Raw genomic sequence first — 15,278 nt, forward strand, 5'->3', positions numbered from 1 at the left:
GCACCCTCCCGCGCAGCGGGTTCGTGCATCCACCTACTTCCCGCAATTCCCCCAACCAGATTGGCACGGTCACGACGCCGCCAACCAAACCCCGCTGTCCTACAAGCCCCCGCTTTGGTACGCATACCGCATGAACACGGTGCCCTCATCCTCCACCCGCATCGCGTTTTGTGACGCAGGAGAGGTGAACGGGGGGGGCGTAGTGTAGCTTTTGTAGCTTTCCGAGGGTCAGAATCACTCAGGACTTTCACAGCGCCGTAGCGAACGCGCCGCCGCCGCCCCCCTACCAGCCGCGATATCGCGCCCCTATCTCGTGCCCCGGCCTTGGCCCTAGCCCTCGCTCCAGAACGAAGATAGAACGCACCGCATGGCATTGACTCACATTTCCGTGCGCGGCGCGCGCGAGCACAACCTCAAGGGCGTCGATATCGACATCCCGCGCGACACCCTCACGGTGATCACCGGGCTATCGGGGTCGGGCAAGTCGAGCCTCGCCTTCGACACCATCTATGCCGAGGGCCAGCGCCGCTACGTCGAATCGCTCAGCGCCTATGCGCGCCAGTTCCTCGAGCTGATGCAGAAGCCCGATGTCGATCATATCGAGGGCCTGTCCCCCGCCATCTCGATCGAGCAGAAGACCACCAGCCGCAACCCGCGCTCGACCGTCGCGACGGTCACCGAAATCTACGACTATATGCGCCTGCTCTGGGCGCGCGTCGGCATCCCCTATTCGCCCGCCACTGGTCTTCCGATCAGCGCGCAGACCGTCAGCCAGATGGTCGATCGCGTGATGGCGCTGCCCGAGGGCACCCGCCTGCTGCTGCTCGCCCCCGTCGTGCGCGGCCGCAAGGGTGAATATCGAAAGGAGCTCGCCGAATGGCAGCGCGCGGGCTTTCAGCGAGTCCGCATCGACGGCGAGACGTATCTGATCGAAGACGCGCCCGCGCTCGACAAGAAATTCAAGCACGACATCGAGGTCGTGGTCGACCGCCTGGTCGTAGGTGGCGACATCGCGACGCGCCTGGCCGACAGCTTCGAGGCCGCGCTGAAACTCGCCGAAGGGCTGGCCTATGTCGACCTGGTCGACACGACGGTGGCGGCACTTTCTTCCCCCCTCCCGCTCGCGGGAGGGGTCGGGGGAGGGCCTGTCACCGAAGAACCGGCATCTGCGGAGACGCCCACCCCTAACCCCTCCCGCAAGCGGGAGGGGGACAGCGGCGGCATGAAAAACACCGGCATCCCCGCCAACCGCATCGTCTTTTCCGAAAAATTCGCCTGCCCCGTCTCGGGCTTCACCATCGCCGAGATCGAACCGCGCCTGTTCAGCTTCAACGCACCGCAAGGCGCGTGCCCCGCCTGCGACGGCCTTGGCGAGCGGCTTGAGTTCGACGCCGACCTCGTCGTCCCCAATCACGACCTCAGCATCAAAAAGGGCGCGGTCGTGCCCTGGGCCAAATCGAACCCGCCCAGCCCCTATTACATGCAGGTCTTGGGCAGCCTCGCCCGCGAATTCGACTTCAAGCTCGACACCCCCTGGAAGGATCTGCCGCCCGAGCATCAGGACATGATCCTCAACGGCACCAAGGGCAAGCCGGTCACCCTCACCTTCATCGACGGCCGCAAATCCTATGACGTGAAGAAGCCGTTCGAGGGCGTCATCGGCAACATGAACCGCCGCCTGCTCCAGACCGAGAGCGCGTGGATGCGCGAGGAGCTGTCGAAATACCAGGCCTCGCGCCCCTGCGAGACCTGCCACGGCGCGCGCCTCAAGCCCGAGGCGCTGGCGGTCAAGATCGACGGACAGGACATCGCCCACGCCACCCACCTCTCGGTCGTCGACGCGCTCGGCTTTTTCGAGCGCCTGCCCGACGCCATGACCGGCCAGCAGCGCGCGATCGCCGAACGCATCCTCAAAGAAATCCTCGAACGTCTCGGCTTCCTCAACAATGTCGGGCTCGACTATCTCAACCTCAACCGCACCAGCGGCACGCTATCGGGCGGCGAATCGCAGCGAATCCGCCTCGCGTCACAGATCGGCAGCGGCCTCTCAGGCGTCCTCTACGTCCTCGACGAACCCAGCATCGGCCTGCACCAGCGCGACAACGACATGCTGCTCAAGACGCTTCGCCGCCTGCGCGATCTCGGCAACACCGTGCTCGTCGTCGAGCATGACGAGGACGCGATCCGCACCGCCGATTATGTGATCGACATGGGGCCGGGCGCGGGCGTGCGCGGCGGCGAGGTCGTCGCCAAGGGCACGCTGGCCGAAGTGCTCAAGACCAAGGGCAGCATCACCGCCGATTACCTTAACGGCACCCGTTCGGTCCCGCTGCCGGCCAAGCGGCGCAAGGGCAATGGCAAGAAGCTCACCGTCCACAATGCCACCGCCAACAATTTGACCGGCGTTACCGCCAGCATTCCGCTCGGCACCTTCACCTGCGTCACCGGCGTTTCGGGATCGGGCAAGTCGAGCTTCACGATCGACACGCTCTACGCCGCCGCCGCGCGCCAATTGAACGGCGCGCGCGTGCTGGCGGGCAAGCACGACAAGGTCACCGGGCTCGAACATCTCGACAAGGTGATCGACATCGATCAGTCGCCGATCGGCCGCACCCCGCGCAGCAACCCCGCCACCTATACCGGCGCCTTCACCAACATCCGCGACTGGTTCGCCGGCCTCCCCGAAAGCCTGGCGCGCGGCTACAAACCCGGCCGCTTCAGCTTCAACGTCAAGGGCGGCCGCTGCGAGGCATGCACCGGCGACGGGCTGCTCAAGATCGAGATGCACTTCCTGCCCGACGTCTATGTCACCTGCGACGTCTGCCACGGCGCGCGCTATAATCGGGAAACGCTCGAGGTGAAGTTCAAGGGGATGAGCATCGCCGACGTGCTCGACATGACCGTCGAGGATGCGGTCGAGTTCTTCAAGGCGGTCCCGCCGATCCGCGATCGCATGGCGATGCTCGCCGAAGTCGGCCTTGGCTATGTCAAGGTCGGCCAGCAGGCGACGACCTTGTCGGGAGGCGAGGCGCAGCGCGTGAAGCTAGCCAAGGAACTCGCCCGCCGCGCCACCGGCCAGACGCTCTACATCCTCGACGAGCCGACCACCGGGCTGCATTTCGAGGATGTCCGCAAACTGCTCGAAGTCCTCCACGCGCTGGTCGACCAGGGCAACACCGTGGTGGTGATCGAGCACAACCTGGATGTCATCAAGACCGCCGACTGGGTGCTCGATCTGGGGCCGGAGGGCGGCGTGAAGGGCGGCGAAATCGTCGCGCAGGGCACGCCCGAGGTGGTGGCGAAGGAACCGCGGAGTTTCACGGGGAAGTATCTTGCGCCGTTGCTCGAGCGGAAGGTGGAGAAATAAGCCCTTTCCCTCTCCCCTATGGGGAGAGGGTGGCCGCCCCCGGCGAAGCCGGGGAAGGTCGGGAGAGGGGCAGTAAGGGCAAGCGACATGGCAAAAAGCGCATACCGTCCCGAATTCATCGCCGCGCTCCGCCTGTTCGCGAGCATCAGCGAAGCCCTGCACCGCAGCGGCTTCCCCCGGCCGATCCTCGTCGGCGGGGCTGCCGCCGAATTCTATTCGACCAGCAACCTCACGACCGGTGACTTCGATATCTGTACCCCCGTCCAGCCCGAGCTTGAGACGATCATGCAGCGCAACGGCTTCGTCCGCCCGTCGGGGCCGGGCAAGCTGCTCAGGGGCTGGATCCATCCCGCGCTCCAACTCGGCTTCGAAGTCGTCGCAGACCTGCCGATGGACGGCAACGTCGATGCCGCGCACATCCGCCTTGTCCAGCCGATTGGGGGGGACGCGCTGTTCCGCGTGATTTCGGTCGAGGATCTGATCGCCGATCGCATGGGCCAATATGCCTCCGGCACCGCGCGGGACCGGCTGGATCAGGCGCGGCTATTGCTCGCCCTTCACCCCGATGCCGATCTCGACTATCTTGATCGTCGGATACGCGAGGAAAGCAGCGGTGACTTCGGACTCGAAGACGTCAGATAAGCCCGAACAGCCGGTCATCGACATGGCCGAACTGGGCGCGCGCATCGCCCAGCGCCGCGCCGAACTCGGCATCCTCGACCTCCCCCGCAACAGCGGCAAGCACCGCACCGCCAGCAAGCGAGCGCTGCTCGCGGCGATCGAGGCGGCTGGCGGGAAGTGGTGAGGGGCAAGCGGCGGCAGTAAGAATAGTACAGTAATTTACAGCAAGCTAGTTCCAGAGCGCAAGTGTTTCCCAATTCACCGGGAAGCCGGCGCCTGCCTTAAGATCTAAATTAGGCCCATTGGGAAAGGTTTGCACGATGCCTTTCAAACGATTGGACCAGTCGCTCCCAGGATGCATACTTTTCATGATGAACTGGATTGCTGCAATGATAGCGTATAGGCGAGTTTGGGCGTGTTGATCTGCAGCTAAATGGTCTAAATCTGGACGGTCCCCGGCCTTAGGCGGTTTGGGATTATTGACCAGAGGGCGGTTCCATAGGCGACTGTGATGAGCACACGTATTTCTTACTGAATGGATCGATTTTACCCAGCTCGTCAGCAATTCTTCTCTGGGAATATTAAAAGAAGAAGCCAAGGAAATACGATCCTGAACTTTCATGCCAGGCAGGAAAAACGATAAGTTTCCAAAATCCCAAAACTCTATGGCCATCCAAATAGGAAACTCGAACCCAGCATGATTTTTAAGAAAAGGATTTATAAAGTCCTCTTTCGACCTTTTCTCGTTTCTGCGATAGGATTGTATCCATTCCTCGTGTTCAGTTGCACCCTTTTTGGATTTTCTTGAAAAGTTTCCGTGTAGCTCGCTCGGATTTAGATACGCCAAAGGGTCTCGCTGACCAAGAATTTGAGCAATCTTTACTTTAAGCCCGACTTCGATGCGCTCGATGGCATCTAGAATTAGAATTCTCAAACGCTTGTCAAACACGTACAGGTCAGCGGCATGGCAAAAATCCGCGCCCGCGCGAAACGCCTGATCCACTATCACCGCACCATTCGGGTCGAGGGACGATTGCCGCATGGGATACCAGTACCCACTGAGGCGGTAATAGCCGATCCGTTCGAGGCAACGCGTCGCCTTTGCAGCATCTGATATCTGCAAGCCTCGCGATTGGAGCAGGCCCAAAAGGCTGGCGATATCTTTATAAGGTTTTGGAAAGGAGGCCATCGAGGCTCAGCATAGTTGAAAATTCGACATATGCTATATACGAAGACAGACCCGTACACCGGATGGTGCAGAGGGGCCTGCCGTATCCAGAGGGTCATTATTCGCTCGCCATGAAGATGGCAAGGCAGACGCCGAGGAGGCGCTAGCAACACTCCCCTACGGGGAGTGTTGCTAGCGCCTCCTCGGAGCAGTTGTCAAGCTTAATTTTTGCCGATTTTATGCAGGCCTCAGGTTAAATACCACCTTTTGCAACGTTGCAGAAAAATGCTATGCAACGCGAATGACAGATGAGCTTGGTTCATTCGAGAAAAAGCTGCTGGGCGAAATTTCTGCGTTGAACCAGCGTATCCTGGCTCTCGAACAAGAACGCAAAACGTTAGAGCGGCTCTTGGTGAGATCTAGGCGAGAAAATGCCGCGGCGACGGAAGTTGCGAGATTAAGTAGTGGCTCGAGAATTTTGGTTGAGCAATCCGTTCTTAATTATTTGAAAGAGCTAAATGGCCGTAGTGCTGCGACTTATGAACTTAAACGAGTGGCTGAAGGCATCGAGCTTAAGATAAAAGAAAGCACGTTTAGATCGCATCTTCACAGATTAAAATTGCGTAACCTTATAAAGTCGGCGGGGCACGGCCGATGGTCGATCGTGTCTTAATCCAACCCCGCCGCCTTCCGCAGCGCCTCGTTCATCCACGCCTGCAACCCCGGCCCGCCCTCGCGAACCTTCTCGAACCCGTCGGGATCGAGCCGCAGCGTCACCTGGCGCTTCGCCGCGCCGCGCAGCGGGGGGCGGCGCTTCACGACACCCCCCGCCAGCCCCTCTGTCCTACAAACCCCGTTTCGGCATATCTAACCAACCCTCACAATCGAAAGAGGGAGCCGAACCATGTCCCATTCTCGCTACGTCGTGCAGCTTGCCACCGGCACCAGCCACGCCCCCAACCAGCCCGATGAACACCACCCGCTGCAACAGGCATGGCAGGCGCATCTCGATGCCGGTCGGATCGGTGGCAATCCGCCGCCTGCGCCCGAAGTGATCGAGCGTCGCAAGGCCGCCGCTGCGCTGTTTGCCGCGCGCGCCGCGCGGGCACGGGCGGAGGGCGGCCAATGAGCGCCCCCTGCCGCTTCACCCCGCACGAAACCGACGCGCCCGAATAAACCCTGGGCGGCAGGCTCAGTCGGGGTCTACCCCCAGCACCGCCCCGACATGGACGCGCCCCCTAGCCTCGGCCAGCCGCTCCTGCCGGTGCCGCTCGGCATAGCCCGCGCGCTGTTCGTCGGTCCGCTCGGCATGGCAAGCGGGGCAGCTCACTCCCTCGACGAACAGTGGTGAGGTCCGCTGCTCGGGCGTAACCGGCATCCGGCAGGCGCGGCACAATTGATTGTCGCCAGGGGTCAGCCCGTGCCCCACCGACACCCGCTCGTCGAACACGAAACATTCGCCCTGCCACCGGCTCGCCTCGGGCGGCACCTGCTCCAGATAGGCCAGGATGCCCCCTTGCAAATGATATACCTGGTCGATCCCCTCGCTCTTGAGGAACGCGGTCGCCTTCTCGCAGCGTATCCCCCCGGTGCAGAACATCGCCACCTTGGTCGCGCCGCTGGTCACCCGTTCGCGATTGGCGCGGAACCAGTCGGGAAAGTCCCGGAACGTCCGCGTCGCCGGGTCGATCGCCCGGTCGAACGTCCCCAGCGCCACCTCATAATCGTTGCGGGTGTCGATCAGCACCGTATCGGGCTGCTCGATCAGCGCGTTCCAGTCGGCGGGGGGCACATAATGGCCGACGCCGGCCAGCGGATCGATGTCGGGCTGCCCCATCGTCACGATCTCGCGCTTTAGCCGCACCTTCATCCGGTGGAACGGCATCTCTGCCGCGCGCGATTCCTTGACGTCGATGTCGGCGCATCCCGGCAGCGACCGGATATGCGCCAGCACCGCCGCGATCGCCGCATCGCTCCCCGCGATCGTCCCGTTGATCCCCTCGCGCGCCAACAGCAGCGTGCCCTTGACGCCCTGCGCGGTGCAGAGCGCGGCCAGCGGCGCGCGCAGGCTGGCGACACCGGCAAAGGTGGCGAACCGATACAGCGCGACAATGCGGATCGGGGGGTGGGCTGGCGGCACGATCATCCTCAACTGGCTGCAAGCCGCGCGCTCTAGCAGACGCGGCGGCGCGAAAGAACATCGCTGAACCATTTACCCCCGCACCCGTTCGGGTAGGAAGGACAGGGCAGCAGCGAGGAATCGATGAGCAAGCAGCATTCGGACAAGCCGCAGATCGAACCCTTCAAGGGGCCAGCGGGCGGCTGGGGATCGGTCCGCTCGCTCGCCGACATCCTCCCGCGCGAACGGCTAGGCCCTTCGGCGATCGCCGAACTGGCGCGGCAGAACAAGCCCGAGGGCTTTGCCTGTGTCAGCTGCGCCTGGGCCAAGTCGGCCAACCCGCTGCCCGCCGAATTTTGCGAAGAAGGGGCCAAGGCAACTGCATGGGAGCTGACCGCCCACCGCACCACCCCCGCCTTTTTCGCCGAACATACGCTCAGTGAATTGCGCGGCTGGACCGATTACGCGCTCGAACAACATGGGCGGCTGACCCAGCCTTTGCGCTACGACGCCGCGACCGACAAATATGTCGCCGTCGCGTGGGACGAGGCGTTCGACGCGATCGCCGCCGAACTGCGCGCGCTCGATCCCAAATCGGTGGTGTTCTATGCCTCGGGCCGCGCCAGCCTCGAGGCGACGTACATGTACGCGCTGATGGCGCGGATGTACGGCAACCAGAACCTGCCCGACAGTTCGAACATGTGCCATGAATCGACGTCGGTCGGGCTCAAGGCATCGATCGGTGAGGCCACCGGCACCACCCGGCTGCATGATTTCGAGCATTGCGACGCGATCTTCTTCTTCGGCCAGAATGTCGGATCGAACGCGCCGCGGATGCTGCACGATCTCAAATCGGCGCGCGAGCGCGGGGTGCCGATCGTGACCTTCAATCCTTTGCGCGAACGCGGGCTCGAACGCTTCACCGATCCGCAAAACCCGGTGCAGATGGCGACGTTGGGCGAGACGCGAATCTCGACCCAATATCATCAGGTGAAGGCCGGCGGCGACATCGCGGTGATGATGGGCATGGCCAAGTTCCTGGTCGAATGGGACGATGCCGCCAAGGCCAGCGGCGAGCCGCGCGTGCTCGATCAGGCGTTCATCGATCAGCACACCCACGGCGTCGATGATTTCCTGGCCGCCGTCCGCGCCGCGCAATGGGACGCGATCGTCGCCGAAGCCGGTATCTCGAAGCCCGATCTGGAGCGAGCAGCGCGTGTCTATGCCGATGCCAAGGCGGTGCTCGGCATCTACGGCATGGGGCTGACCCAGCATGTGAAGGGCGTCGAGAATGTCCGCATGCTGGTCAACCTGCTGCTGCTGCGCGGCAATATCGGCAAGCCCGGCGCCGGCCCGACGCCAGTGCGCGGCCATTCGAATGTCCAGGGCCAGCGCACCGTCGGCATGACCGAAAAGACCGAACTCGCCCCGGTCGACAAGCTGCGCGAACTCTATCATTTCAACCCACCCACCGAAAAGGGATTGGACACCGTCGAGGCATGTCGCGGCATCATCGACGGATCGGTGAAGGCGCTGATCGGCCTCGGCGGCAATTTCCTGCGCGCGGTGCCCGAAACCGGGCCGATGGAGGCGGCATGGCCCAATATGCGCCTGTCGGTGCAGATCGCGACCAAGCTCAACCGCAACCATCTATTCGCCGGCGACGTCACCTATCTGCTCCCCTGCCTCGGCCGGATCGAGCGCGACCTTCAGGCGACCGGCGCCCAGGTGGTGTCGGTCGAGGATTCGACCAGTTGCATCCATGGCTCGCGCGGCAAGGTCGATCCCGCGAGCGAGCATCTGATGTCCGAACCCGCGATCGTCGGTGCGATCGCCAAGCGTATCCTGCCGCCCAACCCTGCGGTCGATTGGGATGCGTGGGTCGGCGATTACGCGCTGATCCGCGACGCGATCGAGGCGACCTATCCCGACAAATTCCCCGATTATAACGCGCGGCTGTTCACCCCCGGCGGCTTTTGGCGCGGCAACAAGGCCGCCGAGCGGATTTGGCAGACGCCCACGGGCAAGGCCGAATTCCTCGCCCCCACCAGCCTTTCCGCCACCGGTTTTGCCGACGCACCGGGCCGCTACCGGCTGATGACATTGCGCTCGAACGACCAGTTCAACACCACCATCTATGGCTATCACGACCGGTTTCGCGGGGTGAAGGGCACGCGCGACGTGCTGTTCATGAACATCCACGACATGGCGGCGGCAGGGGTGAAGCGCGATCAGATCGTCGCGCTCGAAAGCGATGCCGAGGATGGCCAGACGCGCCGGCTGGAGGGGCTGATCGTCACCCCCTATGACATTCCGGCCGGCTGCCTGGGAGCCTATTATCCCGAAGCCAATGTCCTGATGCCGCTCGAACATCACGCCGAGGAAAGCCATGTCCCCGCCGCCAAATCGGTGCCGGTACGGATCGTCGCTTGAAACGAACCGAAGGCGGCGAGCTGTTGATGAGCACATCAAAAGTGCCCTTCACCCGCATCGCGTCCGACGGCACCACCACCGCGATCGACCGCGCGATTGCCGAGGAAACGCCGATCGCGATCGAATGCAACGGCATCGGCTATGCGGTGCTGATGGCCACCCCCGCCGATCTGGCCGACCTCGCTTATGGCTTTGCACTTGCCGAGCGGCTGATCGACCGCGCCGATGACGTGCTCGATGTCGACGAACATAGCACCGACGCCGGCATCGTGCTTCGCATCACGCTTGCCGAGCGCGTCGCGATGCGGATCGTCGATCGCGTGCGGCATCGCGTATCCGAATCGGCCTGCGGCCTGTGCGGAATCGAAAATCTCGAACAGGCGCTTCGCCCGCTGCCGCGCGTCGAACCCGCCGCGATCGACGATGCCGCGATCTTCGCCGCACTCGCGCTGCTCGACCAGCATCAGCCGCTGCACCGCGCCACCGGCGCAGTCCATGCCGCCGCCGCCTGCACCGCGAATGGCGATCCCTGGCTGGTGCGCGAGGATGTCGGGCGGCACAATGCCTTCGACAAGCTGATCGGCGCGATGCTGCGCGAGCGCGCCGATTGGGGCGGCGGCTTCGCGCTGCTCACCTCGCGCTGTTCCTATGAGCTGGTGGAAAAGGCGGTGCTGGCGGGCTGCCCGCTATTGGCCACGATCTCTGCTCCCACCACGCTGGCGATCCGCCGCGCTGCTCAGGCTGGGCTTGCGCTGCGTGTGCTGGCACGGCGCGATACGCTGCTCGCGCCGATAGGGTCGGGCCTGTGAGGCTGCTCGGCGCGATATTGGCGGGCGGGCTTTCGCGCCGGTTCGGATCGGACAAGGCGCAGGCACTGCTCGATGGCACACCGCTGATCGATCGCGTGATCGCGGCGCTGACCCCGCAAGTCGATGCGGTGATATTATGCGGTCGCGCGCCGGGCCTCGCCGATCGCCCCCCCGGTGGGCTCGGCCCGCTGGCCGGGCTGAACGCGGCATTGCATCACGCCCAGGCGCTGGGGTTCGACGCGGTGCTCAGCGTCCCCTGCGATGCCCCCTATCTGCCCGGCGACCTGCGACTGATCCTGGGTGAAGGCCCCGCCTTCATCGCCGATCAGCCGGTCATCGGCCTGTGGCCCGCATCGCTCGCTGCCAGGCTCGACCTGCATTTGAGCACCGATGGCGACCGATCCTTGCGGGGCTGGGCGCGCATAGCGGGGGCAGCCGCCCGATCGGCACCGCCAATCGCCAACATCAACACCGCCGCCGATTTGGCCGCACTCGGCACCAGCGCGCGCCCCTAAGCAGCGATACGCCCGCACCTTGCCACCACCCCCCGCACGCCATAGCAAGGGGGCGATGAAGAGTGGCAAACCGACGATCAACGACGTGGCACGGATCGCCGGCGTCTCCAAAAAAACCGTCAGCCGGGTCATCAACCGCTCCCCGCTGCTGCATGTCGCGACCCGCGCCAAGGTCGAGGGTGTGATCGCCGAAATCGGGTTCGTCCCCAATCCGCAGGCGCGCGCGCTGGCGCTTCGCCGCAACTTCCTGATCGGCCTGATCCACGACAATCCCAACGCGCAGACGGTGCTGAACGTCCAGCAGGGCATGTTGCAGGGGCTGCGCGACACCGAATTCGAACTAATCGTCCGCCCGGTCGACCGGCACAGCCCCGAAATGCTCGCCGATGTCCGCCGCTTCCTCGAATGCCAACGCCCGCACGGCGTGTTGCTGATGCCCCCCATCGCCGAAAACGAGGCGCTGCCAGCGCTCTGCCGCGAGGTCGGCTGTCGCTATGTGCGGATGGGATCGGCGGTGCTCGACACGCCCGACCGTACCGTCGCATCGAATGACAGCCATGTCGTGGTCGAAGCGGTCGCGCATCTGATAGCGCAGGGACACGCCCGCATCGCCATCATCGCCGGCCCCGATGGCTTCCTCTCGGCCGCCGAACGCCGCAAGGGCTTCGATAGCGCGCTGGCAGCGGCGGGGATCGCGCTGTTGCCGGGCTTTGTCGCTGCCGGTGCCTATACCTTTGAATCGGGCATCGCCGCCGGCGATCAGTTGCTCGACCTGCCCCAGCCGCCCACCGCGATCTTTGCCTGCAATGATGAAATGGCGGCGGGCGCGCTGCATGCGGCGCGGCGGCGCGGGCTGAGCGTGCCCGAAGATTTGTCGCTGATCGGCTTTGACGATACCGGGCTTGCCGCGCATCTTTGGCCGCCGCTCACCACGGTGCGCTGGCCGGGCATGGTGCTCGCCCGCCAGGCCGCGCGCAAGCTGATCGCCGACACCTTTGTCGACGCCGAAGCCGACCCAGCCGACGAACGCTGGCTGTTCGAATCGCAACTGGTCCTTCGCGATTCGGTTGCCCCGCCGCGCCGCTAGCCGGGCAACCGCCCCCGCATCAGGCCGCAGCCGCCACCGGCGCGCTGCCATCGGCATCCAGCTTATATGCACGCCGCACCAGCCCGATCGTCAGATCCTGCGCGACGGCATGGGCTTCGTCCTCATGCAGCCGCCCCTCGGCCACCAGCCGCGCGAGGAATCCGCAATCGACCCGCCGCGCGACATCGTGCCGCGCCGGGATCGACAGGAACGCGCGGGTATCGTCGTTGAACCCGACGGTGTTATAGAACCCCGCCGTCTCGGTCGTCTGCTCGCGGAACCGCCGCATCCCCTCGGGGCTGTCGTGGAACCACCATGCCGGCCCCAGCTTCAGGCACGGATAATGCCCGGCCAGCGGCGCAAGCTCGCGCGCATAGGTCGTCTCGTCCAGCGTGAAGAGGATGATGCTCAAATCGGTTCGCGTGCCGACGACGTCGAGCATCGGCTTGAGGGCCGATACATAATCGGTAGGCATCGGGATGTCGGCCCCCTTGTCGCGACCGTGGCTGGCGAACAGCCCGTGATTGTGGTTGCGAAAGCTGCCGGGGTGGATCTGCATCACCATCCCGTCGTCGCACGACAGCTTGGCCATTTCGGTCAGCATCTGCGCGCGGAACATCTCGGCATCGGCGGCGGTCCATTCGCTGCCGGTCACGCGCGCGAACAGCGTCTCGCTTTCGGCTGCCGACAGGTTGGCGGTGCGCGCGGTAGGGTGGCCGTGATCGGTCGCGGTCGCGCCCGCGGCCCGGAAATCGGCGCGGCGCTTGGCGTGCGCGGCAAGATAGCCGCGCCACGAATAGACATCCTCGCCGGTCAATTCGGCAAAGCGCGCCATCGACGCGGCAAAGCCCTCATGCTCGACGTCGATCACCGCATCGGGACGATAGGTGGTCACCACCCGCCCCTGCCAGCCCGACGCGCGGATCGCGGCATGATGCGCCAGCGGATCATCGGCCCCTTCGGTCGTCGCCAGAAATTCGATGCCGAACCGTTCGAACAGCGCACGCGGGCGGAACGCATCGCTGGCCAGCTTTTCGCCGATCCGGTCGAAATACCAATTGGCGGTGCTGGCATCCAGCGTCTGGTCGAACCCGAACACTTCGGAAAACACATGATCCAGCCAGATTCGCGACGGCGTGCCGCGAAACAGATGCTGGTTGGCGGCAAACAGCCCCCACGCCGCGCGCGGATCGGTCGCCGGCGCACCTTCGCGATCGGGCACGCCCAGGTCGGCGAGCGCGATGCCCTGCGAATACAGCATCCGGTACAGATAATGATCGGGGGCCAGCAGCAATTCGGTCGCGTTGGTCCAATTGGCATTGGTCGCGAACCAGCGCGGATCGGTATGGCCATGCGGGCTGACGATCGGCAGCGATGCGACCTCGGCATACAGCGCGCGGGCAATGTCGCGGGTGCGCGGGTCGGCAGGAAACAGCCGATCGGGATCGAGCCTCAGCGGGCGGGTCATCGCGAAAACTCCATCATCATGCGTTGTGCGGTTGCTTGGGGGCGGGGCCGTGCGCCATCCACGCCCTGCTCAATTTAATACGCCGGTCGGCAGGTCGCGATAGGCGGCCAGCACCGCAGCGCGAAAATCACCGTCACTGGCCAGCGAAGCCGGAAACACCGCGTCGATCGCCAGCATCTCGCCCACAATCGCCTCGCTATCGTCATGCCGCATTACCGCCTGTGCCAGCCGATCGGCCAGCGGATCGGCGATCGCCTCGCCGCGCTCGGCCCGCCCGCGCAGGAACGCGATCCACGCGCCGATCGGCACGGCCAGCCGATCGATCCGCCGCCCCGCCGCCAGCGCCGCCGCCACCGTATCGAGGATACGATAGGGCAGTTTCTGCGATCCATCGCCGGCGATCTGCGACAGCAAATGGCGGATTTCGGGATTGCGAAACCGATCGAGCACCGCACCGGCATAGGCCTGAACATCAAAGCCCGGAATGGCGTCGAGCGCTGGCACGATGTCCTGCCGAACCATCGCCTCGACAAAATCCGCCAGTGGCGCATCGGCCATCGCCTCGGCCACGCTGGCATGGCCACGCGCCAGCCCGACATAGGCTAGCGTCGAATGCGCGCCATTCAGGATACGCAGCTTGGCGCGCTCATAGCCGGCGACATCGCGGGTGCGGATCACGCCCACGCTCGCCAAATCGGGATTGCCGGGCAGCGGCATATCCTCGACCACCCATTGGGTGAACGCCTCGCGCTGCACCGCCGCCAGATCGGTCACGCCCAGCGCGGCAGCCGCGCGCGCCAGATGCGCGGCGTCGGTCGCCGGAGTGATCGAATCGACCATCGTGTTCGGAAACGCCACCGTCTCCCCGATCCAGCCCGCCAGCGCCGGATCGCGAAGGTCGGCCAGCGCTATCACGGCGGCGCGAAGCTTGCGCCCATTGCCGGTCATATTGTCGCAGCACAGCACCGCAAAAGGCTCGGTTCCGGCGGCGCGCCGCGCGGCAAGCCCGGCGACGATCCACCCGATCAGGCTCTGCGGATCATCGGGATGCTGCGCGTCATGCACGATGTCGCGATGCGCGGTATCCAGCGTCCCGTCACCGCGCAGGCAATAGCCTTTTTCGGTCACCGTGCTGGTCACCAGCCGCACCGCCGGATCGGCAAGCAACGCACGCACCCGCGCACCCTCGCCCGGCCCCACCCAGGCACGATGCGCGCCGATCACCCGCGTCTCGACCGTGCGATCCAGGATCGTCAGGCTGTACAGTCCGTCCTGCGCCGCCAGCGCCTCGACCAGATCGGGGGTCCGCAGCGAAATCGCGGCGATGCCCCAGCGCGGATCACTTGCCAGCAGTGAATCGAAATAGGCCGCCTGATGCGCGCGATGAAACGCGCCCGGCCCAAAATGGACGATGCCGATCTGGACGTCGGTGCCGGCATATCCGGGCTTCACGACCGTCGATGGCAGACCGGCGAGCGTCGCTTGCGACAACCGGCTCATGCGATCCCCAACGGCAATCGACCGGCCCGGGGCGCGCACCTGCCTGCATTCGAACATCGCATCAACTCATCCGTCTCCTGTGTCGCGGCTATCGCGTTGCCACCGGTATCATATGGATTTGCCCGAAGCGGTAAAGCGGCTTTGTGCCACCCATAAAGGATGATGATCTGCTGACGCCTAACCATCGTCAT

Annotated in this window: 14 protein-coding genes; 9 read left to right on the forward strand and 5 right to left on the reverse strand. The window is 64.5% G+C overall.

Annotated features, from left to right (window positions below; genetic code table 11):
- Positions 1–367: 367 nt before the first annotated feature.
- The 3 genes from uvrA (at position 368) to QU44_RS18230 (ending at position 4,172) form a co-directional block, all read left to right on the forward strand.
- Positions 368–3,367 carry an excinuclease ABC subunit UvrA gene (gene uvrA / locus QU44_RS10755; protein ID WP_033922156.1) on the forward strand — a complete coding sequence of 1,000 codons (3,000 nt, stop codon included), beginning with the start codon at positions 368–370 and terminating at the stop codon, positions 3,365–3,367.
- A gap of 87 nt (positions 3,368–3,454) precedes the next feature.
- Positions 3,455–4,009 (forward strand): hypothetical protein, encoded by a 555-nt coding sequence (locus QU44_RS10760; protein WP_033922157.1) that lies wholly within the window; start codon positions 3,455–3,457, stop codon positions 4,007–4,009.
- Positions 3,981–4,172 carry a hypothetical protein gene (locus QU44_RS18230; protein ID WP_033922158.1) on the forward strand — a complete coding sequence of 64 codons (192 nt, stop codon included), beginning with the start codon at positions 3,981–3,983 and terminating at the stop codon, positions 4,170–4,172. Before QU44_RS10760 ends, QU44_RS18230 begins: the two co-directional genes overlap by 29 nt.
- A gap of 45 nt (positions 4,173–4,217) precedes the next feature.
- On the opposite strand, the gene QU44_RS17795 is transcribed toward QU44_RS18230, so the two are convergent.
- Positions 4,218–5,177: an Abi family protein gene (locus tag QU44_RS17795; protein WP_081987983.1), complete on the reverse strand. Its 960-nt coding sequence runs from the start codon at positions 5,175–5,177 to the stop codon at positions 4,218–4,220.
- A gap of 280 nt (positions 5,178–5,457) precedes the next feature.
- On the opposite strand from QU44_RS17795, the gene QU44_RS18235 reads away from it, so the two are divergent.
- On the forward strand, positions 5,458–5,829 hold the full coding sequence (locus QU44_RS18235; protein ID WP_156141094.1) for a hypothetical protein: 372 nt from the start codon (positions 5,458–5,460) through the stop codon (positions 5,827–5,829).
- Here the strand turns inward: QU44_RS18235 and QU44_RS17465 are convergent.
- Positions 5,826–5,975, reverse strand: coding sequence for a BrnA antitoxin family protein (locus QU44_RS17465; protein WP_231621712.1), 150 nt, complete (start codon positions 5,973–5,975; stop codon positions 5,826–5,828). The genes QU44_RS18235 and QU44_RS17465 overlap by 4 nt on opposite strands.
- Positions 5,976–6,060: 85 nt before the next feature.
- Between QU44_RS17465 and QU44_RS10770 the strand changes: the two genes are divergently transcribed.
- Entirely contained in the window at positions 6,061–6,285 is a 225-nt protein-coding gene (locus tag QU44_RS10770; RefSeq protein WP_156141096.1) for a hypothetical protein, read from the forward strand.
- A 63-nt stretch (positions 6,286–6,348) separates the two neighbouring features.
- On the opposite strand, the gene trhO is transcribed toward QU44_RS10770, so the two are convergent.
- Positions 6,349–7,302: an oxygen-dependent tRNA uridine(34) hydroxylase TrhO gene (gene trhO, locus QU44_RS10775; RefSeq protein ID WP_033922160.1), complete on the reverse strand. Its 954-nt coding sequence runs from the start codon at positions 7,300–7,302 to the stop codon at positions 6,349–6,351.
- A 117-nt stretch (positions 7,303–7,419) separates the two neighbouring features.
- Between trhO and QU44_RS10780 the strand changes: the two genes are divergently transcribed.
- Genes QU44_RS10780 through QU44_RS10795 form a run of 4 tightly spaced genes read left to right on the forward strand, consistent with a single transcriptional unit; the run spans position 7,420 to position 12,119 of the window.
- Positions 7,420–9,708, forward strand: a complete 2,289-nt coding sequence (locus QU44_RS10780) for an FdhF/YdeP family oxidoreductase (protein ID WP_033922161.1) — start codon at positions 7,420–7,422, stop codon at positions 9,706–9,708.
- Positions 9,709–9,734: 26 nt separating this feature from the next.
- On the forward strand, positions 9,735–10,517 hold the full coding sequence (gene fdhD, locus QU44_RS10785; RefSeq protein WP_033922183.1) for a formate dehydrogenase accessory sulfurtransferase FdhD: 783 nt from the start codon (positions 9,735–9,737) through the stop codon (positions 10,515–10,517).
- A complete protein-coding gene (mobA, locus tag QU44_RS10790; RefSeq protein ID WP_033922162.1) occupies positions 10,514–11,032 on the forward strand; it encodes a molybdenum cofactor guanylyltransferase in 519 nt (172 codons plus the stop codon). Before fdhD ends, mobA begins: the two co-directional genes overlap by 4 nt.
- A gap of 55 nt (positions 11,033–11,087) precedes the next feature.
- The gene (locus QU44_RS10795) at positions 11,088–12,119 is read left to right on the forward strand and encodes a LacI family DNA-binding transcriptional regulator (RefSeq protein WP_033922163.1); all 1,032 of its coding nucleotides are present in this window, start codon (positions 11,088–11,090) and stop codon (positions 12,117–12,119) included.
- Positions 12,120–12,138: 19 nt separating this feature from the next.
- Here the strand turns inward: QU44_RS10795 and uxaC are convergent, their stop codons facing one another.
- The gene (uxaC, locus tag QU44_RS10800) at positions 12,139–13,587 is read right to left on the reverse strand and encodes a glucuronate isomerase (RefSeq protein WP_033922164.1); all 1,449 of its coding nucleotides are present in this window, start codon (positions 13,585–13,587) and stop codon (positions 12,139–12,141) included.
- A gap of 69 nt (positions 13,588–13,656) precedes the next feature.
- Positions 13,657–15,087, reverse strand: coding sequence for a mannitol dehydrogenase family protein (locus tag QU44_RS10805; protein ID WP_033922165.1), 1,431 nt, complete (start codon positions 15,085–15,087; stop codon positions 13,657–13,659).
- Between the last annotated feature and the right edge of the window lie 191 nt (positions 15,088–15,278).

This window comes from Sphingomonas sp. 37zxx, assembly GCF_000786205.1.
Taxonomy (GTDB): Bacteria; Pseudomonadota; Alphaproteobacteria; order Sphingomonadales; family Sphingomonadaceae; genus Sphingomonas.

Bases quoted from the DNA above. Each gene is read 5' to 3' on its own strand.
- QU44_RS18235 (WP_156141094.1), top strand. From the start codon at position 5,458: ATGACAGATGAGCTTGGTTCATTCGAGAAAAAGCTGCTGGGCGAAATT.
- uxaC (WP_033922164.1), bottom strand. From the start codon at position 13,587: ATGACCCGCCCGCTGAGGCTCGATCCCGATCGGCTGTTTCCTGCCGAC.
- uvrA (WP_033922156.1), top strand. From the start codon at position 368: ATGGCATTGACTCACATTTCCGTGCGCGGCGCGCGCGAGCACAACCTC.
- QU44_RS10805 (WP_033922165.1), bottom strand. From the start codon at position 15,087: ATGAGCCGGTTGTCGCAAGCGACGCTCGCCGGTCTGCCATCGACGGTC.
- trhO (WP_033922160.1), bottom strand. From the start codon at position 7,302: ATGATCGTGCCGCCAGCCCACCCCCCGATCCGCATTGTCGCGCTGTAT.
- QU44_RS10780 (WP_033922161.1), top strand. From the start codon at position 7,420: ATGAGCAAGCAGCATTCGGACAAGCCGCAGATCGAACCCTTCAAGGGG.
- fdhD (WP_033922183.1), top strand. From the start codon at position 9,735: ATGAGCACATCAAAAGTGCCCTTCACCCGCATCGCGTCCGACGGCACC.
- QU44_RS10795 (WP_033922163.1), top strand. From the start codon at position 11,088: ATGAAGAGTGGCAAACCGACGATCAACGACGTGGCACGGATCGCCGGC.
- QU44_RS10770 (WP_156141096.1), top strand. From the start codon at position 6,061: ATGTCCCATTCTCGCTACGTCGTGCAGCTTGCCACCGGCACCAGCCAC.
- QU44_RS17795 (WP_081987983.1), bottom strand. From the start codon at position 5,177: ATGGCCTCCTTTCCAAAACCTTATAAAGATATCGCCAGCCTTTTGGGC.
- QU44_RS10760 (WP_033922157.1), top strand. From the start codon at position 3,455: ATGGCAAAAAGCGCATACCGTCCCGAATTCATCGCCGCGCTCCGCCTG.